The sequence below is a fragment of the Streptomyces sp. NPDC020884 genome, assembly GCF_044333935.1.
Taxonomy (GTDB): Bacteria; Actinomycetota; Actinomycetes; order Streptomycetales; family Streptomycetaceae; genus Streptomyces.
This window is the reverse complement of the sequence record NZ_JBIRRY010000002.1, coordinates 697,563-716,806: the sequence shown is the minus strand read 5'-3', so window position 1 is coordinate 716,806 and position 19,244 is coordinate 697,563. Positions and strand designations below refer to the sequence as shown.

13 protein-coding genes are annotated in these 19,244 nt (G+C 73.1%); 10 read left to right on the top strand and 3 right to left on the bottom strand.

Translation table 11 applies throughout. The features are described 5' to 3' along the window. Window positions 1-122: 122 nt before the first annotated feature. The 9 genes from ACH4UK_RS09900 to moeZ all read left to right on the top strand — a co-directional run bounded on the left by ACH4UK_RS09900 (window position 123) and on the right by moeZ (window position 12,007). The gene (locus tag ACH4UK_RS09900) at window positions 123-1,847 is read left to right on the top strand and encodes an ABC transporter substrate-binding protein (protein ID WP_398355513.1); all 1,725 of its coding nucleotides are present in this window, start codon (window positions 123-125) and stop codon (window positions 1,845-1,847) included. A gap of 2 nt (window positions 1,848-1,849) precedes the next feature. After that, the gene (locus ACH4UK_RS09895) at window positions 1,850-2,839 is read left to right on the top strand and encodes an ABC transporter permease (RefSeq protein WP_398355512.1); all 990 of its coding nucleotides are present in this window, start codon (window positions 1,850-1,852) and stop codon (window positions 2,837-2,839) included. Next, on the top strand, window positions 2,836-3,825 hold the full coding sequence (locus tag ACH4UK_RS09890) for an ABC transporter permease (RefSeq protein WP_398355511.1): 990 nt from the start codon (window positions 2,836-2,838) through the stop codon (window positions 3,823-3,825). The genes ACH4UK_RS09895 and ACH4UK_RS09890 overlap by 4 nt, the downstream gene beginning before the upstream one ends. Then, the gene (locus ACH4UK_RS09885; RefSeq protein WP_398355510.1) at window positions 3,822-5,468 is read left to right on the top strand and encodes an ABC transporter ATP-binding protein; all 1,647 of its coding nucleotides are present in this window, start codon (window positions 3,822-3,824) and stop codon (window positions 5,466-5,468) included. The genes ACH4UK_RS09890 and ACH4UK_RS09885 overlap by 4 nt, the downstream gene beginning before the upstream one ends. Before the next feature lie 190 nt (window positions 5,469-5,658). Then, window positions 5,659-7,533 (top strand): DUF3492 domain-containing protein, encoded by a 1,875-nt coding sequence (locus tag ACH4UK_RS09880; RefSeq protein WP_398355509.1) that lies wholly within the window; start codon window positions 5,659-5,661, stop codon window positions 7,531-7,533. Window positions 7,534-7,567: 34 nt separating this feature from the next. Further along, complete coding sequence (locus tag ACH4UK_RS09875) at window positions 7,568-8,734, top strand: hypothetical protein (protein WP_398355508.1); 1,167 nt, start codon at window positions 7,568-7,570, stop codon at window positions 8,732-8,734. A gap of 217 nt (window positions 8,735-8,951) precedes the next feature. After that, on the top strand, window positions 8,952-9,917 hold the full coding sequence (locus ACH4UK_RS09870) for an NAD-dependent epimerase/dehydratase family protein (protein WP_398355507.1): 966 nt from the start codon (window positions 8,952-8,954) through the stop codon (window positions 9,915-9,917). Next, entirely contained in the window at window positions 9,905-10,729 is an 825-nt protein-coding gene (locus tag ACH4UK_RS09865) for a spherulation-specific family 4 protein (RefSeq protein WP_398355506.1), read from the top strand. The genes ACH4UK_RS09870 and ACH4UK_RS09865 overlap by 13 nt, the downstream gene beginning before the upstream one ends. 99 nt (window positions 10,730-10,828) lie before the next feature. Then, window positions 10,829-12,007, top strand: a complete 1,179-nt coding sequence (moeZ, locus tag ACH4UK_RS09860; protein ID WP_398355505.1) for an adenylyltransferase/sulfurtransferase MoeZ — start codon at window positions 10,829-10,831, stop codon at window positions 12,005-12,007. A gap of 80 nt (window positions 12,008-12,087) precedes the next feature. Here the strand turns inward: moeZ and ACH4UK_RS09855 are convergent, their stop codons facing one another. From ACH4UK_RS09855 to ACH4UK_RS09845, 3 genes are all read right to left on the bottom strand, one after another. After that, the gene (locus ACH4UK_RS09855; RefSeq protein ID WP_398355504.1) at window positions 12,088-13,683 is read right to left on the bottom strand and encodes an alpha/beta hydrolase; all 1,596 of its coding nucleotides are present in this window, start codon (window positions 13,681-13,683) and stop codon (window positions 12,088-12,090) included. A 137-nt stretch (window positions 13,684-13,820) separates the two neighbouring features. Then, window positions 13,821-15,413, bottom strand: a complete 1,593-nt coding sequence (locus tag ACH4UK_RS09850; protein ID WP_398355503.1) for an alpha/beta hydrolase — start codon at window positions 15,411-15,413, stop codon at window positions 13,821-13,823. Window positions 15,414-15,523: 110 nt separating this feature from the next. Then, window positions 15,524-18,310: a YbhN family protein gene (locus tag ACH4UK_RS09845; RefSeq protein ID WP_398355502.1), complete on the bottom strand. Its 2,787-nt coding sequence runs from the start codon at window positions 18,308-18,310 to the stop codon at window positions 15,524-15,526. Window positions 18,311-18,543: 233 nt separating this feature from the next. Here ACH4UK_RS09845 and ACH4UK_RS09840 point away from each other — a divergent pair, with 233 nt between their 5' ends. Then, window positions 18,544-19,053: an MGMT family protein gene (locus ACH4UK_RS09840; protein WP_398355501.1), complete on the top strand. Its 510-nt coding sequence runs from the start codon at window positions 18,544-18,546 to the stop codon at window positions 19,051-19,053. The last annotated feature ends 191 nt before the right edge of the window (window positions 19,054-19,244 follow it).

Sequence of the window (19,244 nt, the reverse complement as noted above, 5' to 3'; positions counted from 1 at the left end):
CTTTTCCTTTCGTTCCCCGATGACGGGGTCCGGTATGTCCTTCTCGTTGTCGCCTGCGCGGATGCCGCCTTTTCGCCTTCTCCGCTTCCTTCGCTCGCAGCACTCCGAGAGGTCATCTTCCGATGCGTCAACCGTCCGTCATATCCCGCCGCGTGGCAGCGTCCACCGCGGTTCTCGTCCTGGCCGCGGGCGTCGCGGCCTGCGGCCCCGAGGACAGCAAGAACGCCGCCGGCGCGTCCGGCGCCGAGGGCAAGCCGCAGAAGGGCGGCACCCTCACCGTCCTGAACAGCAACCCGCAGCAGGACTTCGACCCCGCCCGGCTCTACACCTCCGGCGGCGGCAACGTCCCCTCCCTCGTCTTCCGCACCCTCACTACCCGCAACCGCGAGGACGGGGCCGAGGGCGCGAAGGTCGTCCCCGACCTGGCCACCGACCTCGGCACGCCCAGCAAGAACGCCACCGTGTGGACGTACACCCTCAAGGACGGCCTGAAGTACGAGGACGGCACCGCGATCACCTCCGCCGACATCAAGTACGGCATCGAGCGATCCTTCGCCGCCGAACTCTCCGGCGGCGCGCCCTACCTGCGGGACTGGCTGATCGGCGGGGCCGACTACCAGGGCCCGTACCAGGACAAGAAGGGCCTCGACTCCATCGAGGTGCCCGACGGGAAGACGATCGTCTTCCACCTCAACAAGCCCGAGGGCGAGTTCCCCTTCCTCGCCACCCAGACCCAGACCACCCCGGTGCCGCAGGCCAAGGACACCGGCACCAAGTACGAGGAGCACCCCCTCTCCTCGGGCCCGTACAAGGTCGTCACCAACGAGAACGACGGTGAGCGCATCATCCTGGAGCGCAACCCGCACTGGTCGGCCGGCACCGACGAGGAGCGCAAGGCCTACCCCGACCGGATCGACGTCCGCTCCGGCCTCGACTCCGCCGTCATCAACCAGCGGCTCTCCGCCTCCCAGGGCGCCGACTCCGCGGCCGTCACCACCGACACCAACCTCGGCCCCGCCGAACTCGCCAAGGTCAGCAGCGACAAGAAGCTCGCCGCCCGCGTCGGCACCGGCCACTTCGGCTACACCAACTACATCGCCTTCAACCCGAAGGTGAAGCCCTTCGACGACCCGAAGGTGCGCCAGGCGATCTCGTACGCCGTCGACCGCTCCTCCGTCGTCAACGCGGCGGGCGGCTCGTCGCTCGCCGAGCCCGCCACCACCTACCTGCCGAACCAGGAGTCCTTCGGCCACACGCCCTACGACCACTTCCCGGCGGGCCCGACCGGCAACGCGCAGAAGGCGAAGGAGCTGCTCAAGGAGGCCGGGCACGCCAAGGGCCTGACCGTCACCCTCACCCACTCCAACGACAAGGACTTCGAGACCAGCCCGGAGATCGCCACCGCGATCCAGGCCGCGCTCAAGAAGGCCGGCATCACCGTCAAGCTCCAGGGCCTGGAGAGCAACGACTACTCCGACACCATCCACAGCGCGAAGAAGGAGCCCGGCTTCTTCCTCGCCCACTGGGGAGCCGACTGGCCCTCCGGCGGTCCCTTCCTCGCCCCGATCTTCGACGGCCGGCAGATCGTGAAGGACGGCGCCAACTTCAACACCGGCTTCCTGAACGACCCCGCGGTCAACAAGGAGATCGACGAGATCAACAAGATCACCGACCTGAAGGCCGCCGCCGCCCGCTGGGGTGCGCTCGACGAGAAGATCGGTGAGAAGGCCCTGACCGTGCCGCTCTTCCACCCCGTCTACAAGCGGCTGTACGGCGAGGACGTCAAGAACATCGTCATCAGCGACTGGACCGGCGTCCTCGACGTCTCCCAGGCCGCGGTCAAGTAGCCATGTCGGAAGCACTCCTGGTCCAGGAGGCGGGAGCGGCGCCGGCCGTCGCCCCCGCCTCGGGGGCCCGGCTGTTCTGGCGGAGGCTGCGCGCCCAGCGCGCGGCCTCCGCCGCGGCCCTCGTCGTCCTCCTGCTCGTCCTGGTCGCGCTCGCCGCACCGCTGCTCACCGCACTGGCGGGCCAGGACCCCAACGCCTACCACCCCGACCTCGTCGACTCGGCGGCCGGCGGCGTCCCCCTCGGCTCCTTCGGCGGCATCAGCGGCGAGCACTGGCTCGGCGTCGAACCGGGCACCGGCCGCGACCTGTTCGCCCGGGTCGTGCACGGCGCCCGGGTCTCGCTCGGCGTCGCCCTCGTCGCCACCGTCCTCCAGATCGCCCTCGGCCTGGTCATCGGACTCGCCGCGGCCCTCGGCAGCCGCCGCACCGACCAGATCCTCAGTCGGATCACCGACATCAACGTCGCCCTGCCGATCATGGTCATCGCCCTGGCGCTCCTGGCGATCGTCCCCGAGACCTTCCCGAGGCCCGTCCTCATCGCCCTCGTCATCGGCGGCATCAACTGGGCCGGCACCTCGAAGATCGTGCGGGCCCAGGCGCTCACCCTGAAGTCCCTCGACTTCGTCTCGGCCGCCCGGCTCACCGGGCGCGGCCCCTGGTCCATCGCCCGCCGCGAGCTGCTGCCCTCGCTCGCCGCACCCGTCATCACGTACGCGGCCCTGGCCTTCCCCACCAACATCATCGTCGAGGCGGCCCTGTCCTTCCTCGGCGTCGGCATCAAACCGCCCACCCCGTCCTGGGGCCAGATGCTCACCGAGGCCGACACCTGGTACCAGGCGGCCCCCACGTATCTGCTGATCCCGGCCGGACTCCTCTTCGTCACCGTCCTCGCGCTCACCGTCCTCGGCGAGGGCGTGCGCACCGCACTCGACCCGCGCGCCGCGTCCCGGCTCCGCGTGGGCACCAAGAACACCGGGGGAGGTGCGGCATGACCGGCTTCCTGATCCGGCGGCTCGGCGGCGCCGCCCTCGTCCTGTTCGCCCTGACCGCCATCCTGTACGGGATCTTCTACGTCGCTCCCGGCGATGTCGCCCAGATCGCCTGCGGCCCGCGCTGCTCGCCCGCCCAGGTCGCCCAGGTCACCGAGCAACTGCGGCTGGACGACCCGGTGTACGTGCAGTACGCGCACTTCCTCCAGGGCATCGTCGCCGGGCGCGACTTCTCCACCGGCACCGGCGCCGAACACTGCGCGATGCCCTGCCTCGGCGTCTCCTACCAGTCCGACCAGCAGGTCACCCAGCTCATCCTGGCCAAGCTCCCGGTCACCGGCTCGCTGGTGATCGGCGCGTTCGCCGGCTGGCTGCTGCTCGGCGTCGGCACCGGCGTCCTCTCCGCCTGGCGGCGCGGCCGGATCACCGAACGCGTGCTGACCTGGCTGACCCTGGCCGGCTCCGCCACCCCGGTCTTCGTCATCGGACTGCTGCTCATCATCGTGTTCTGCTCCACCCTCCAGTGGCTGCCCGCCCCGTCCTACGTACCGTTCACCGAGGACCCCGAACAGTGGGCCTGGGGACTGCTGCTGCCCTGGACGTCCCTGGCGCTCATCGAGTCCGCCAAGTACGCCCGCCTCACCCGCAGCGCGATGCTGGAGACCCTCGCCGAGGACCATGTGCGCACCTTTCGCGCGTACGGGGTCGGCGAGCGGGCCATCATCGGCCGGCACGCCCTCCGGGGCGCGGTGGCGCCCGTCATCGCCCTGAGCGCCCTGGACTTCGGCTCGATGTTCGGCGGCGCGGTGCTCACCGAGTCCCTCTTCGGCATCCCCGGCATCGGCCGCGAACTGGTCCACGCGGTCAAGGTCGTCGACCTGCCGGTCGTGGTCGGCATGGTGCTGGTGACCGGGTTCTTCGTCGTCCTCGCCAATGCCGTCGCGGACCTGCTGTACGCGCTGGCCGACCGACGGGTGGTCCTGTCATGACAACACCCCAACCCCTGGTGGAGGTCGCGGACCTCACCGTCGACTTCGGCTCCGTCCGGGCCGTCGACGGGCTCTCCTTCACCCTGGAGGCGGGCGGCGCGCTCGGTGTGGTGGGGGAGTCGGGCTCCGGCAAGAGCGCCTCCGCCTACGCCCTGCTCGGCCTGCACCGGGGAACCGGCGCCCGGGTCGGCGGCTCCGTCCGCGTCGCCGGTACGGACGTGAACGCGGCCGGCGAGCGTGAACTGCGGTCGCTGCGGGGCGCGCGGGCGGCCATGGTCTTCCAGGACCCGCTGTCCTCGCTCGACCCGTACTACCCGGTCGGCGACCAGATCGCCGAGGTGTACCGGGTCCACCGTCCCGTCTCCCGCAAGGCCGCCCGGGTCCGCGCCGTCGAGGTGCTGGACCGGGTCGGCATCCCCGACGCGGCCCGCCGCTCCCGGCTGCGCCCGCACGAGTTCTCCGGCGGCATGCGGCAGCGCGCGCTCATCGCGATGGCGCTCGCCTGCGAACCGCGGCTGATCGTCGCGGACGAGCCGACCACCGCCCTCGACGTCACCGTGCAGGCCCAGATCCTGGACCTGCTGCACGACCTGCGCCACGAGACCGGCATGGGGCTCCTGCTCGTCACCCATGACGTGGGGGTGGCGGCGGAGAGCGTGGAGGAGGTGCTGGTGATGCGGCACGGCAAGGAGGTGGAACGCGGCCCGGTCACCCGGGTCCTCGGCGCGCCGCGCGAGCCGTACACCAAGGAACTGCTGGCCGCCGTACCGAGGGTGGAGACCCGCAGGATCGTGCCGGCGCCCCCGCCGCGTGCCGCGGAGGACACGGCGCCCCTCCTCGAAGCCGTCGACCTGCGGCGCGAGTTCGGCCGGGGGAGTGCGCGGGTCGCCGCCGTGGACGGGGTCTCGCTCGCCGTGCACACCGGGCAGACGCTCGGCATCGTCGGCGAGAGCGGCAGCGGCAAGACCACCCTGGGCCGGATGCTGGTCCGGCTGCTGGACCCGACGGCGGGCCGCCTCCGGTACGGCGGCACGGAGATCGGCTCGCTGCCCGAGAAGGAGCTGCGGTCCTTCCGCCGCGAGCTCCAGATGGTCTTCCAGGACCCCGTCGCCTCCCTCAACCCCCGCCGCTCCGTCGGGGAGTCCGTCGCCGATCCGCTGCGGGCCGCCGGGGAGAGCGACGAGGGCCGGATCCGGGACCGGGTGGGCGAGCTGCTGGAGCGCGTCGGGCTCGACCCGGGGCGTTACGAGCGCTACCCGCACGAGTTCAGCGGCGGCCAGCGCCAGCGCATCGGGATCGCCCGCGCCCTGGCCGCCGAGCCGAAGCTGATCGTCTGCGACGAACCGGTCTCCGCGCTGGACGTCACCACCCAGGCCCAGGTCATCGACCTGCTGTCGGAGCTCCAGCGGGAGCTGGGCATCGGCCTCGTCTTCATCGCCCACGACCTTGCCGTGGTCCGGCAGGTCAGCGACCGGGTCGCGGTGATGCGCCGGGGCCTGATCGTCGAGCAGGGCAGCGCCGACGCGGTGTACGGCGACCCCCGGGACCCGTACACGCGGCAGCTGCTGGCGGCCGTTCCCGCCCTCGATCCCGGGCTCGCCGCGGCCCGCCGGACGGCCCGCAGGGAACTGGCCGCAGCCTGACCCTCCGTAACAACCGACCGCTGTATCGCGACGGAACGCGACGGGGGCGGGAAAGTTACGACGGTTCACCCCTTTCGGTGGTGCGACGGACAACCGTCCGTCGCACCACCGTCGTATCCGCATACGGTCGTCCCGCTGCGAGTCGCCGTTTCAACGGCGGCCGCCCACAAGGGAGATCGGGGGTGTACTCGTGCGGATCGGACTGCTCACCGACGGTGGTTATCCGTATGCGACCGGTGAGTCCAGACTCTGGTGCGACCGACTGGTGCGCGGGCTGCCGCAGCACGAGTTCGACCTGTTCGCCCTGAGCCGCTCCGCCCACCAGGAGGACCAGGGCTGGGTCCGGCTGCCGCACCAGGTCAGCCGGGTGCGCACCGCCCCGCTGTGGACCCCCGAGGACGGCACCCTGCGCGGCAGCGGCGAACGCGGCCTGCTGGCCCGCCTGGTGACCGGCGGCGAACAGTCCTACGGACGGCGCGACCGCAAGCGCTTCACCACCCACCTCACCGCCCTCGCCACCGCGATCTGCACCCCCGACGAGGCGGGCGCGGAGGCGGGCCCCGGCGCCGGGCTCTTCGCCGACGGGCTCTACGGCCTCGCCGAGCTCGCCCGCGAACGCGGCGGACTCCACCTCGCCCTGCGCTCCGAGACCACCGTGCGGATCCTGGAGACCGCCTCCCGCGCCCGCGGCACCGGCCGGACCGTGCAGAGCGCCACCGTGCCCGACCACCTCGCCTTCGCCGCCGAGCTGGAACGCGCGCTGCGCCCGCTCTCGCTGGACTGGTACGACCAGGAGAGCCTCGGCGCCGTCGACCTCTGCCATGCGGCCTCCGGCGGCGCGGCCGCCCTCCCGGGACTCCTGGCCAAACGCTTCTTCGGAGTGCCCCTGCTGGTCACCGAGCACGGCGTCCAGCTGCGCGCGCACTACCTGGCCGCCTCCGACACCCCCTACGGGGCCCCCGTGCGCGCCCTCCTCGCCGGATTCCACGGCCGTCTCGCCACCGAGGTCTACCGGCAGGCCGCGATCGTCACCCCCGGCAACACCCACGTCCGCCGCTGGCAGCAGCGCTGCGGGGCCGACCCCGCCACCCAGCGCACGGTCTACCCGGGCATGGCCGCCGAGCGCTTCGGCCCGGTCGGCGAGGACGACGACGCGGGCGGCCCCGACACGCTGGTCTGGGTCGGCCGGGTCGAGCCCGCCAAGGACCTGATCGCCCTCCTCCACGCCTTCGCCGAGGTCCGCCGCGCCGAGCCCGACGCCCGGCTGCGCATCTTCGGCGCCCCGGCCCCGGGCGAGGAGGGGGCCGCCCATCTCACCCACTGCCGGGCCCTGGCCGCCCAGCTCTTCCCCGACGAGGCCACCGGCGCACACACCGAAGGGGTCAGCCCGGTCACCTTCGAGGAGATCGGCGGCCCCGAGGTCCCCGATCTCGCCGAGGCCTACGGGGCGGGCGGCGTGATCGTCCTCTCCAGCGTCGTCGAGGGCTTCCCGGTCAGCCTCGTCGAGGCCATGTTCTGCGGCCGGGCCACCGTCTCCACCGATGTGGGAGCGGTCGTCGAGGTCATCGGCGGCACGGGCCTGGTGGTGCCCCCGCGCAACCCCAAGGCGCTCGCGGACGCCTGTATCGCGCTGCTGCGCGACCCCGAGCGCCGGGCCAGGCTGGGGGCCGCCGCGCGGGCCCGAGCGCTCGAACTCTTCACCGTCGAACAGAACCTCGCGGCATTTCGCGGCATTTACCTCGAGCTGATCTCGCATACCCCGGTGCGCCGGGAGGCCGACACGGTGGACGCCCACGGCGACCCGCTGCCCTTCGCCACCCCGCCAGAGGCCCGCCTCCTGGGCCACTGGACCCAGCCGGGGCCCCGAGGCCGGCCCCTACCCGATCCGCAGGCGTCGCCCGTCGCCGCTGCCGCTGTTGCCGCTGCCGACGTGCCGGGCTGGGCCGCGCCCGGGGCCCGGCTGCCGGACCGGCCCGGTGAGCCCGAGCCGCAGCACGCGCGGGAACCGGAGCCCGAGGGTGTCTGCGCGGTCGCGGCAGGACCGGCGGGGGACGGCGATGCGTGACCACTCGACCCTCCACGACCACGGAGACCACCCGATGACCCGTCCGGACGACCAGGCGACCCCCGCCGCCCCGGAACGCCCCGCGGAGATCCCGCCCCGCACCACGGCGCGCCGGGCCCCGGCCGCCACCGCCCGCCGGGGCCCGGCCGACCCGGTGAAATCCCTGCTGCACCACCACCGCGACCTGTGCGAAAGGGCCGTGGACCCGCTGGAGATCGCCGCGGGCCTGGAGGCGCACGGCATCACCGACCGCACCGCCGCCCGCTACCGCCACCGGGACGTCTTCGCCCTCGCCGAGGAGCTGTACGCCCGGATGCCGCGTCGCCCGCAGGAGCCCGCCGCCGACGGAGTCCCGGGCCCCGGCCCCGACACCGAGGCGCGGGCCGCCTGGACACTCCTCGCCCTGCTCCCCGGAGCCGCCTGCCTGGCGACCGCCGGACTGCTCCGGGTCACCGAGGGCGTGCTCGGCGACGGGACGCGCGCGCTGATCACCGTCGTCGGCGCCGTCCTGGCCTGCCTGGCGCTCCGCGCGTGCCTGGGCCGGGGGCCGCTGCGCGCCCCGGAAGGAGCGGGCCGCGCCGGGATGTACGGCTGCTGGCTGCTCAGCTACGCGGTGTACGGCGAGGAGCTGCTCGCCCAGGTCATGACCGGCGGCCCGGACGGCCCGTGGGACGGCACCCCCGCCCCGCTGCTCGGTCTCGCCGCCGCGATCGCCCCGGCCGCCTGGTGCGCCCACTTCTTCACCGTCCACGCCCACCGCAAACTGGCCGGCAGCCGCGCCCTGGAGGAGTTCGGCGCGGGCGTGCGCCCGCTGCTCCTCGCCGCCGTCACGCTCTTCCTCGGCGCGCTGTTGCCGCTGCTCCTGCTGGCCGATCTCGGCCTCGGCGGCAGCGGGACGCCCGTCGCGGCGGCCGCCCTCGGGGTCCTGTTCTTCGTGGCCCGGCTGCTCGCCGCCCACGGACTGCCCGAGCCGGGCACCGTCGCGCTCGCCGCGGCCTGTGCCGTCGAGGCGGGCGCTCCGGCCCTCGTCCTCGCCGCCCGGCTCCCCGGACTCGAACCCCTCGCCCAGCCCGTGAACGCCCTCGTCTCAGCGGGCGGGACCGGAGCCGTGCCCGCCCTCGCCTGCGGCGGGGCGGCCCTCGGGCTGCTGCTGCACGCGGCCCTCGCGCTCTCCCGGGCCTCCGCCCACACCCGGGCCTGAGCCGGCCCCACCGACGTACCACCGCACCACCCCCCCGGACCGCCCCACCGCCAGAAGGCTCGACCGCTCGACCGCCCCACCGCTTCACCGACCCACTCCCGCGGAGCCGACGCCGCGGGCCCCGCCCGGCACCGACCGAACCGACCGAGGAGAAACCCGCCATGACCCCCCAGTCCCCCGCACCGGCAGTGAGCCGTCGGCACCGAGGCGGTGCGCGATGAGGGTGCTGCTGCTCGGAGCCAACGGATTCCTCGGCCGCTTCGTCGCCGACCGTCTGCTGGCCGACCCCGCCGTCCACCTCACGGCCCTCGGCCGCGGCGACGACGCCGACGTCCGGTTCGACCTCGCCGGCGGCAGCCCGGGAGCCCTCACCCGCTTCCTGGACGCCGTCCACCCCGGAGTCGTCGTCAACTGCGCTGGCGCCACCCGCGGCGGCGCCCGTGACCTCACCCGCCACAACACCGTCGCCGTCGCCACCGTCTGCGAGGCCCTGCGCCGCAGCGGCTGCGGGGCCCGGCTCGTCCAGGTCGGCTGCGCCTCGGAGTACGGGCCCTCGCAGCCCGGGTCCTCCACCGCCGAGGACGCCGTCCCGCGCCCCGGCGGCCCGTACGGCGTCAGCAAGCTCGCCGCCACCGAACTGGTCCTCGGCTCCGGCCTCGACGCCGTCGTGCTGCGGGTCTTCTCACCGGTCGGCCCCGGCACCCCGGCCGGCTCCCCGCTCGGCCGGCTCGCCGAGGCGATGCGCCGGGCCATGCAGTCCGGAGACGGCGAGCTGAAGCTCAGCGGCCTCGGCGTGCAGCGGGACTTCGTCGACGTACGGGACGTGGCGCGGGCCGTCCACGCCGCCTCGCTCTCCGCCGCCCAGGGGGTCGTCAACATCGGCACCGGCCGCGCCGTCCGCCTCCGCGACGCCGCCGCCGTCCTGGCGAGAGTCGCCGGCTACGCGGGCGCACTCCACGAGCTGGACACGCCCCCCGCGCGCCTGCCGATCGGGGCCCCGCGCACCTCCACCGAGTCCGTCATGGAACACCTCTCCGCCACCCCGTCCCCGTATCCGGACGGCTGCGGAGCCTGGCAGCAGGCCGACGTCCGCACCGCGCGCGACCGGCTCGGCTGGCGGCCCCGGATCAACCTGGAGGAGTCGCTCGCGGACATCTGGATGGAGGCGGCGTGCCGCATCTGACCGCTCCCGCCGACGCCCGCCGGACCGCGGGCGGCGAACAGCTCGGCTTCGGCGTCCCGGGCTATGCCCACCCGCTGCTCGCCCCCGCCGAATGGGCCGAGCTGGTCCGTCCCGGCACCCCGCTGCACTGGGCCGTCCTCAACATCGCCGAAGGCCCCGGCTCCCGGCCCGACCCGCACTGTCTGGAGGCGGCGGGCAGACTGCGCAACGCCCGCGACCGCGCGTTGCACGGCGAGGCCCCGCAGGACACCGTCCGGGCCTCCGGCGGCAGGCTGCTGGGCCACCTCGACCTCGCCTTCGGCGAGCGGCCCTTCGACGAGCTGATCGCGGACGCCCGGTCCTTCATCGACTGGTACCGGACCGGGGGCTTCTACCTCGCCCGGTGCCCCGCGGAGCGCGCCGGGCTGCCCGCGGTCCGGCGGCTCACCGGCACCCTGCACGCCCTGCTGGCCGAGAGCGACAGCGCGGACGGCGGGGGCCGGCTGGTGCTGGGCCACGGCACCCAGCCGTATCCCGGGTACGCGGAGGCGGCCGACCAGCTGGTCACCTTCCAGGGCCCCTGGACCGACTACCGCTGGTCCCAGGTGGCCGAGTGGACCGCCGACTATCCCCCCGAGCGGTTCGCCCACTTCGTCCACGGGGTCCCGCGCACCCACCTCGAGGAGGCCATGCGGATCGCCCGCTGGCAGGGCGCCGGGACGATCTTCTTCACCGACCGGGACGGCCGAAGCGGACAAACCGATCCATTCGCGGCGCTGCCCAGGTACTGGGACGAAATCGTCTCGCGGATCGGACCCGGTATCTCGGAATGAGGAGGGGCGTGGCAGTGTTACGGGGAGAACAACCGTACGTAGTCGACCGTAAGAAGCCGGTCTACGTAGAATCCGACCACCTGCATTGTTGAGGTTCCTGTGTCGCTGCCACCCCTGGTCGAGCCAGCTGCTGAGCTCACCGTCGACGAGGTCCGCAGGTACTCCCGCCACCTGATCATCCCCGATGTCGGGATGGACGGACAGAAGCGCCTGAAGAACGCCAAGGTGCTGTGTGTCGGCGCCGGCGGCCTCGGCTCGCCGGCTCTGATGTACCTGGCCGCGGCCGGCGTCGGCACGCTGGGCATCGTGGAGTTCGACGAGGTCGACGAGTCGAACCTGCAGCGCCAGATCATCCACAGCCAGGCCGACATCGGCCGCTCCAAGGCCGAGTCCGCCAAGGACTCGGTGCTGGGCATCAACCCGTACGTCAACGTGGTCCTTCACGAAGAGCGGCTCGAAGCCGAGAACGTGATGGAGATCTTCGCGCAGTACGACCTGATCGTGGACGGCACGGACAACTTCGCCACCCGCTATCTCGTCAACGACGCCGCGGTGCTGCTGAACAAGCCCTACGTCTGGGGCTCGATCTACCGCTTCGACGGCCAGGCGTCCGTGTTCTGGTCCGAGCACGGCCCCTGCTACCGCTGCCTCTACCCGGAGCCCCCGCCGCCGGGCATGGTCCCCTCCTGCGCCGAGGGCGGCGTGCTGGGCGTGCTCTGCGCCTCCGTCGGCTCCATCCAGGTCACCGAGGCCATCAAGCTGCTCGCCGGCGTCGGCGACCCGCTGGTCGGCCGCCTGATGATCTACGACGCCCTGGAGATGCAGTACCGCCAGGTCAAGGTCCGCAAGGACCCCGACTGCGCGATCTGCGGCGAGAACCCCACCGTCACCGAGCTCATCGACTACGAGGCCTTCTGCGGCGTCGTGTCCGAGGAGGCCCAGGAGGCGGCGCTCGGCGCGACGATCACTCCCAAGCAGCTCAAGGAGTGGATCGACGGCGACGAGAAGATCGAGATCATCGACGTCCGCGAGCCGAACGAGTACGAGATCGTCTCGATCCCCGGCGCGAAGCTGATCCCGAAGAACGAGTTCCTCATGGGCACCGCCCTCCAGGACCTCCCGCAGGACAAGCGCATCGTCCTGCACTGCAAGACGGGCGTCCGCAGCGCCGAGGTCCTCGCGGTCCTCAAGTCGGCGGGCTTCGCCGACGCGGTGCACGTCGGCGGCGGCGTGATCGGCTGGGTCAACCAGATCGAGCCCGAGAAGCCGGTGTACTAGCAGCACCCCCGTACGGGAAGGGGCCCGGTCCGCGCGCTGCGGACCGGGCCCTTCCGTATGCCCGGGGCGGGGGAGGCCCGCTATCCGCAGGTCTTGCCGTCCGCCGGGACCTTCCCGTCCAGGAAATAGTCGTCCACCGTCGAGGTCACACAGTCGTTGCCGCCGTACGCCCCGTGCCCCTCGCCCTTGTTGGTCAGCATGACGCCGACGCCCTCGCCGAGCTCGTCCGCCATCCGCTGGGCCCCCTCGTACGGGGTCGCCGGGTCGCCGGTCGTCCCGACGACCAGGATCGGGCCCGCGCCCGGTGCGCTGGTCTCCGGCGTCTCGTGCTCCCCCTCGACCGGCCACTGAGCACACCACCCGGCGGTGTCCCAGGCCAGGAACGGGCCGAAGACCGGCGACAGTTTGCGGAACTCCGGCAGCAGCGCACGAGCCTCCTCCACGGTCGGCCGGGACTTCGAGTCGGCGCAGGAGATCGCCCGCTGGGAGTGGTTCTGGGTGTCGTACCTGCCCTGCTCGTCGCGGCCGTTGTACGAGTCGGCGAGCCGGAGCAGGCCATTGCCCGTACCGGCGTTCTCCGCCTCGTCGAGCGCGGCGGTCAGAGCGGGCCAGCTCGACTCGGAGTACAGCGGGGTGACGATGCCCGTGATGGCCAGCGACTCGCTCAGCTCCCGGCCCGAGTCGGTCGGCAGGGGACTCCGGTCGATGCGGGCCAGCAGCCGGGCGATGCGCTCCGAGCCCGCCTTCGGGTCCTGGCCGCGGTCCTTCAGATAGTTTTCCAGGGCGCGCTGGAAGCCCGTGGTCTGGTTCCGGGCATGCCCGGTCCCGTCGGCCGTCGGGTCGACCACCGCGTCCAGCACGGTGCGTCCCACGTTCTGCGGGAAGAGGTGCGCGTACGTCCCGCCCAGCTCCGTACCGTAGGAGAAGCCGAAGTAGGACAGCTTGTCGTCGCCCAGGACCTGGCGGATCAGGTCCAGGTCACGGGCGGCGTTGGCCGTGCCGACGTGCGGCAGGACCGTACCCGAGCGGCGCTCGCAGCCGGTGCCGAAGTCCGCCGCGTCCTCGATGAACGCGGCCTCCTCCGCCGCCGTGTCCGGAGTCAGGTCGACGCTCCGGTGGGCCTGCTCCTGCTCCTTGTCGGTGCGGCAGCGCACCCCGGAGCTGGCCGCGACCCCGCGCGGATCGAAACTCACCAGGTCGTAGCGGGTGTTGAGCGTCGCGTACCCGTCGGCAGCGCGCGGCAGTATGGCGACACCGGACCCGCCGGGACCGCCGAAGTTGAACAGCAGCGAGCCGAGCCGCCGCCGCTTGTCCCGGGCCTCCTTGCGGACCAGCGCGATGGAGAGGGTCTCCCCGGACGGATCCGCGTAGTCCAGCGGTACGTCCACACTCGCGCAACGCCAGGCCGAACCGGGGGCGTCGCCGTCGCGCGGGGCCGTGCAGCGCTTCCAGTCGGGGCGCTGCGAGGTGAGCGCCGAGGGCAGGGCGGGCGTCTTGGGGGAGTCCTCGAGGTCCGTCGGCGCGGGGGTGGCGGACGCGTCGCCGGGGCGGCCGTCCGCCGGATCGGAGGCCGTCGGCTCCGTGCTCAACAGGCCACAGCCGGCGAGCAGTCCCGCGGCGAGGAGAGCCGCTCCTGTTCGAACGGCGGCCCGATGGACCCGTCGGTGCGCACGCATGATCCGGCTTCCCTCCCCGAGGCCCGAAGCCGGTGGTGACGCGTCGGGCGGCTGTGGTGTGCCGCCATGTTAATCGTCACCGGCGGCACGGGATCCGGGGCCCGGGGCCGGGGGCACTCCCGCCCCGGAGAGGGGCATCACCCGCAGACCGTGCCGGACTTGGGCACCGTACCGTTCAGCAGATAACCGTCGACGGCCCGCTGCACACACGCGTCCTTGCTGTTGTACGCCCCGTGCCCCTCGCCCTTGTACGTGAGCTCCACACCGACGCCCTTGCCGAGCTTCTCCACCATCGCCTTCGCGCCCGCGTACGGGGTCGCCGGGTCGCCGGTGTTGCCGATGACGAGGATCGGCGCGGCCCCCGGGGCACTGACGTCCGGGGTCTCCCAGGCGCCCGCGACCGGCCAGCCGGTGCAGCTCATCAGGCCCCAGCCCAGGTAGTCCCCGAACAGCGGGGACGCCTTGCGGAACGCGGGCAGCGCGGCCTTCGTCTGCTCCAGGGAGAACCGCTGCTTGCTGTCGGCGCAGTTGATGGAGATGTTGGCGGCGTTGGAGTTGTCGTACCGCCCGTCCTCCGAGCGGCCGTTGAGCGAGTCGGCCAGCGCGAGCAGCAGCCCGCCGTTCCCGCCGCCCGCCTCGTCCAGGCCCTGCTCCAGCAGCGGCCAGGTCTCCTTGGAGTACAGCGCGGACGCGATGCCGGTGGTGGCCAGCGTCTGCGTCAGCGTCCGGTCGCCGAGCCCGTCGACGGGCTCCTCCTCCAGCTCGGCCAGCAGATCGGCGATGCCCTGCTCGACCTCCTGCGGGGTGGCTCCGGGCAGCGCGCAGTCGTCGCGCTCCGCACAGTCCTTCGTGAAGTTGTCCAGCGCGAGCTGGAACCCCTGGGCCTGCCCGAGGGAGGACTGCTCGGCGTCCTTCGTGGGGTCGACCACCGCGTCGAAGACCGCCCGCCCGACCTTGTCCGGGAAGAGGTGGGCGTAGACGCCGCCCAGCTCGGTGCCGTACGAGATGCCGAAGTAGTGCAACGTGTCGTCGCCCAGCACCGTGCGCATCAGGTCCATGTCGCGGGCGGCGTTCGTGGTGCCCACGAAGGGGAGTTCGGGGCCGGAGTTCTCCTCGCAGTCCGCGATGAAGTCCTTCTGGCCCTGGACGAACTCCTTCTCCTCGGCCGCGTCGTCCGGGGTGGAGTCCTCCTGGTAAAAGGCGTCCAGCTGGGCGTCGTCCGCGCACTGGACGCCCTCGCTGCGGCCGACCCCGCGCGGGTCGAAGCTCACCAGGTCGTACCGGGTACGGAGCTTGTCGTACTCGGTGCCGAAGGCGGGCAGCGTCGCCACGCCGGACGCGCCGGGGCCGCCGAAGTTGAACACCAGCGAGCCGATCCGCCGCTTCTGGTCCTTGGCCTTGCCCCGCACCAGCGCCAGCTCGATCGTGCGGCCGTCGGGCTTCGCGTAATCGAGCGGTACGTCCATGAAGGAGCACTCCCACACCACGCCGCCGGGCAGCGGGGACGGCGACTCGCCGCCGCCCTGGGCCGTGTTCGGAGGTGGACAGGGGGACCAGGCGAGCTTCTGCGAGGCCAGTTCCCCGGCCGTGGAGGACGGTGAGGCGGTCGACGCCCCGGTCGGAGTCGAGGACCCCTCTGCGTCGCCGCCGTCCGAACAGGCGGCCAGCGGCAGCAGCACGGTGGCGGTGGCGGCGAGGGCGGCGGCACGCAGAGCGGGGGAAGTCCTCATGACCCCATCGTGCGGCGGGGCGCCGGGGAGCGCGGCCGGGCGCGGTCCATGCGAGTGGTGGCGGGCGGCGGGGCGGGCCGGGCTCCGCGCCCGGACCTTCGGCTCCGGCGCTACAGCTCGCCCTTGCGGGTCAGCTGGTTGAAGGCGATCCACCCCGGCAGCACCGGCAGCCACAGCGTCATCACGCGGTACAGCAGCACCGCGGGCGCCGCGACCTCCTTCGGCAGCCCGACCGCGATCAGGCCCAGCGTCAGGGCGCCCTCGACCGCGCCCATGCCGCCCGGGGTCGGGGCGGCCGAGCCGAGCGCGTTCCCGGCGAGGAAGACCACCGCGATGCTCGCGTAGCTCAGCTGGGGGACGTCCGGGCCGCTGAACGCCCGGATCGAGGCGTCCAGGCAGAGCACGAACAGGCCGGTCAGCAGCAGCATGCCGCCGATGCCGGTGAGCAGCTTCTGCGGCCGCTGCACCACGTCCAGCATGCGCGGGACGACCCCGGCGAACAGCGAGCGCACCCGGGTCACCACGAACTTCCGCAGGAACGGGATCGCCGTCACCACGAGCACCAGCACCGCGACCGTGAGCAGACCCGCGATCACCGTCCGGGACGGGGTCAGCGAGTCCGGGGTCTTCTCCGTCCCGGTGAGATAGCCGAACAGCGCCAGCAGCAGGATGTGGGCGCCGAGCCCGAACAGCTGCGAGGCCCCGACGCTCGCCACCGCGAGACCGGGGCGCACCCCGGCCCGCTGGAGGAAGCGGGTGTTCAGCGCCACGCCCCCGACCGCGGCGGGCGCGACGATCTTCACGAAGGAGCCGGCCACCTGCGCCTGCACGGTCTTCAGGAACGGCACCCGCTCCGGCACGAAGCCCAGCAGGCTCATCGCCGCCGCCACGTAGCTCAGCGCCGAGAAGCCGAGGGCGGCCGCCACCCAGCCCCACTCCGCCTGCTCCACGACCGCCCCGAAGTCGGCCTGGGTGACCTGCGAGATCAGGAAGTACGCGGCGATGGCCCCGGCGATGAAGCTGAACAGCGTACGCGGCTTGATGCGCTCCAGACGGACCGGTTCGACCGGGGCCTGCGGGCGGATCAGCAGCACCTCGCGGCGGATCTGGGCGAGCAGATCCTCCTCGCGGGCCTCCTCCAGCGCATCGTCGATCGCGCGCTTCTCGGCCTGCTTCTCGGTGCGCAGCGACTTGCGCTCGGCCTTGGGCCCCGTCCTGGCGTCCGCGGCGTCCGCGCCGTGATCCGGGGAAGCGCCCTCGGCGGATTCCGCGGCGGCCTGCGTCTTCGCCAGCTTGGCGGCCTGCGAGGCCTCCACCACCGCCTCCCGCTCGCGCTGCGAACGCTCGCGGGCGATCCGGCGCAGCGTCGCCCGGGTGGAACGGCTCAGCGCGATCGGCTGGAGCAGCGGCAGACAGTCCGCCACCGCGTCCGGGCCGAGCACGGCCAGCGCCCCGGCGACCGACCGCTCGGCCCCCACGCGCAGCCCCAGCGTGGTCAGCAACTGGGCCACGTCCATCCGCAGCACCAGATCACCGGCGGCGATCTCGCCCCCGCGCAGATCCGTCACGAACGCCCTGCCGGAACGATCCACCAGAAGGGCGTCGCCGGTGAGTCTGCGGTGCGCGATCCGCCGCGACTGGAGGGCCTTCACCTGACGCCAGGCGCTGCGCACCAGCTCGTCGGTGATCTCCTCGTCCTCCATCGAGTCCAGTGACCGGCCGCCGATGTGCTCGTAGACGAGCATCACCGCGTCGGGGCCCAGCTCCGAGGTGGCGATCAGCTTGGGTGCGTTCGCCCCGGCGGCGATGGCCGCGTACGCGAGGAGCGCCTCCTGCTCGAGCGCCTGGCGCAGCGACTGGATGGAGCGCCGCTGGGTGATCCCGCGCAGCGTGAGCCGCCGCCAGGCCCGGTAGAAGAACCCCTGGGCCTGCTGTTCCCGGTCGACGACGGTGACGTCCAGCGGCGGACCGTCCTCCAGGGTGACCAGATACCGCCGGCCCCGGTCGCTCTGGTCGGCGTTGTCCGGGGTGTCCTCGGTGCGCATCGCGGCGACCGGGCGGAAGCCGACGTGCCGCAGACCGGCCATCAGGTGCTGGCCGGTGGGGCGGACGTTCGGCGAGCCGACCGCGTACAGCGTCCCGTACGCCACCGTCCAGCCGATCAGCACGGTGAGGATGATCGAGAACGGGGTGGTGTACCCGCCGACGAGCATCGCGAACGCGTCGAGCAGCAGCACCACCCACAGCACCACGCGCCAGCGCGGCCGCCGCGCCATTCCGACCGCCGTCATGTACGCGATGACCGGCGCGAGATACCCGTGCACCGGGTCGGTCAGCCCGCCGGCCGTCTGCGGCTGGGTCAGCGCGTCCTGGATGGTGCCGGGCGCGGTCCGCGAGACCCAGAGATCGGTGGCGAGCGTCACCCCGTGGGCGAGCACGGCGGCGAGAACGCCGTCCGCGATGCGCAGCCCGTCCCGTTTGATCAGCCGCTCGATGGCGAAGGCGACCGGCACCAGCAGCACGGCGATGCTGGACACCAGTCCGGCGATCTTGATCAGCAGATCGGGCGCCTGCTCGGTGCCCTTGGAGATGTCGTCCTCGAGACCGGTGGTGGTGCCCTGGGCGAACGCGGCGATCGAGAAGAGGACCGCGATCGCGAGCACCCCGATGAGCAGCCGCATCAGGTCGGAGGGGCGGTGCACCCGGGCGGGGAGCAGCGGCTCGTCCCCGGAGACGCGGTCGCTCAGGGCGGCGTCGGCGGAGGACAGCGTGGAGCCGGCCAGATGTCCGGTGGTGGACGTCGTGGGGCCGTCGGCGCGGGGTGCTCCGGAGGACTCGGGATCACCCTGTGGGCGCTCTCCGGCATCGGAGGCGTCCGCCGCCTTCGGTGGCTGCACGCCCTGCTCCTTCGTCGCCTCTGGTTCGTCTTCGTGTTCTGGTATCACCGGTCACCGCCCGCATGATGGTGGCACGGCCCGCAGTCAGAGGGGGGCATCAGGGTGCATCGCACGGGCGCGGGATGCGCAACATACGCCCCTTTGCACCTGTGTGCACGCTGTGTGTCCGGACGGACACCGGTTCGGTCGCGCTGTCGGTCGGGCTGTCGGTGGCGTACGGCAGGATGGGGCGGATGAGCCAGGACCAGACGGACGGGGGCGGCTCCGGCACCGCCCCGACCGGCGCCGAGCTGCCGGAATACGCGGAGCGCGTCCTCGACGTGGCCGATCTGATCCCGCCCGGCCGGGTGATGACGTACGGCGACATCGCGGAGTGGCTGGACGAGGGAGGACCCCGCCAGGTCGGCCGGGTCATGGCGCTGTACGGATCGGCCGTGCCGTGGTGGCGCGTGGTCCGCTCCGACGGGACGCTGCTCCCCGCCCACGAGCTGCGGGCGCTGGACCACTACCGCGCGGAGGGCACCCCGCTGCGCGAGGCGTCGCGCCACGCGGAGGGGCATCTGCCGCGCCTCGACATGCGCCGCGCCCGCTGGGACGGCGGCGGGCACCCGGGTGGCACGGGTGCTCCCGGCGCTCCCGGTGCCACCGGTGGCGACGCGGGCGGTCCGGTCGAGCCGGACGGTTCGCGCGGTCCGGGTGGTCCGGTCGGTCCTGGCGGTCCGGGCGGGAAAACTCACACCTGACAGCTTCCGCCACCGGTTCCGCCACAGGCTCCGCCACCGGTCTCCGGCACGAGCGGCCGGACCCGGCCGAGGACGTGACGAGGGACGCAGCCCGGCCGCTGCCTCCCGCGCCGCCGCTGGCGTAGCGTCGTCATCGCGCGGCATGCTCCGCCCCCTCTCCCCGGCTATCCCGACTGCCTCGACCTTGTTCC

What these genes read in the sequence shown, in the direction of transcription:
- ACH4UK_RS09900 (WP_398355513.1), top strand. Translation starts at nt 123, where the DNA reads ATGCGTCAACCGTCCGTCATATCCCGCCGCGTGGCAGCGTCCACCGCG.
- ACH4UK_RS09895 (WP_398355512.1), top strand. Translation starts at nt 1,850, where the DNA reads ATGTCGGAAGCACTCCTGGTCCAGGAGGCGGGAGCGGCGCCGGCCGTC.
- ACH4UK_RS09890 (WP_398355511.1), top strand. Translation starts at nt 2,836, where the DNA reads ATGACCGGCTTCCTGATCCGGCGGCTCGGCGGCGCCGCCCTCGTCCTG.
- ACH4UK_RS09885 (WP_398355510.1), top strand. Translation starts at nt 3,822, where the DNA reads ATGACAACACCCCAACCCCTGGTGGAGGTCGCGGACCTCACCGTCGAC.
- ACH4UK_RS09875 (WP_398355508.1), top strand. Translation starts at nt 7,568, where the DNA reads ATGACCCGTCCGGACGACCAGGCGACCCCCGCCGCCCCGGAACGCCCC.
- ACH4UK_RS09870 (WP_398355507.1), top strand. Translation starts at nt 8,952, where the DNA reads ATGAGGGTGCTGCTGCTCGGAGCCAACGGATTCCTCGGCCGCTTCGTC.
- ACH4UK_RS09855 (WP_398355504.1), bottom strand. Translation starts at nt 13,683, where the DNA reads ATGCGTGCGCACCGACGGGTCCATCGGGCCGCCGTTCGAACAGGAGCG.
- ACH4UK_RS09850 (WP_398355503.1), bottom strand. Translation starts at nt 15,413, where the DNA reads ATGAGGACTTCCCCCGCTCTGCGTGCCGCCGCCCTCGCCGCCACCGCC.
- ACH4UK_RS09840 (WP_398355501.1), top strand. Translation starts at nt 18,544, where the DNA reads ATGAGCCAGGACCAGACGGACGGGGGCGGCTCCGGCACCGCCCCGACC.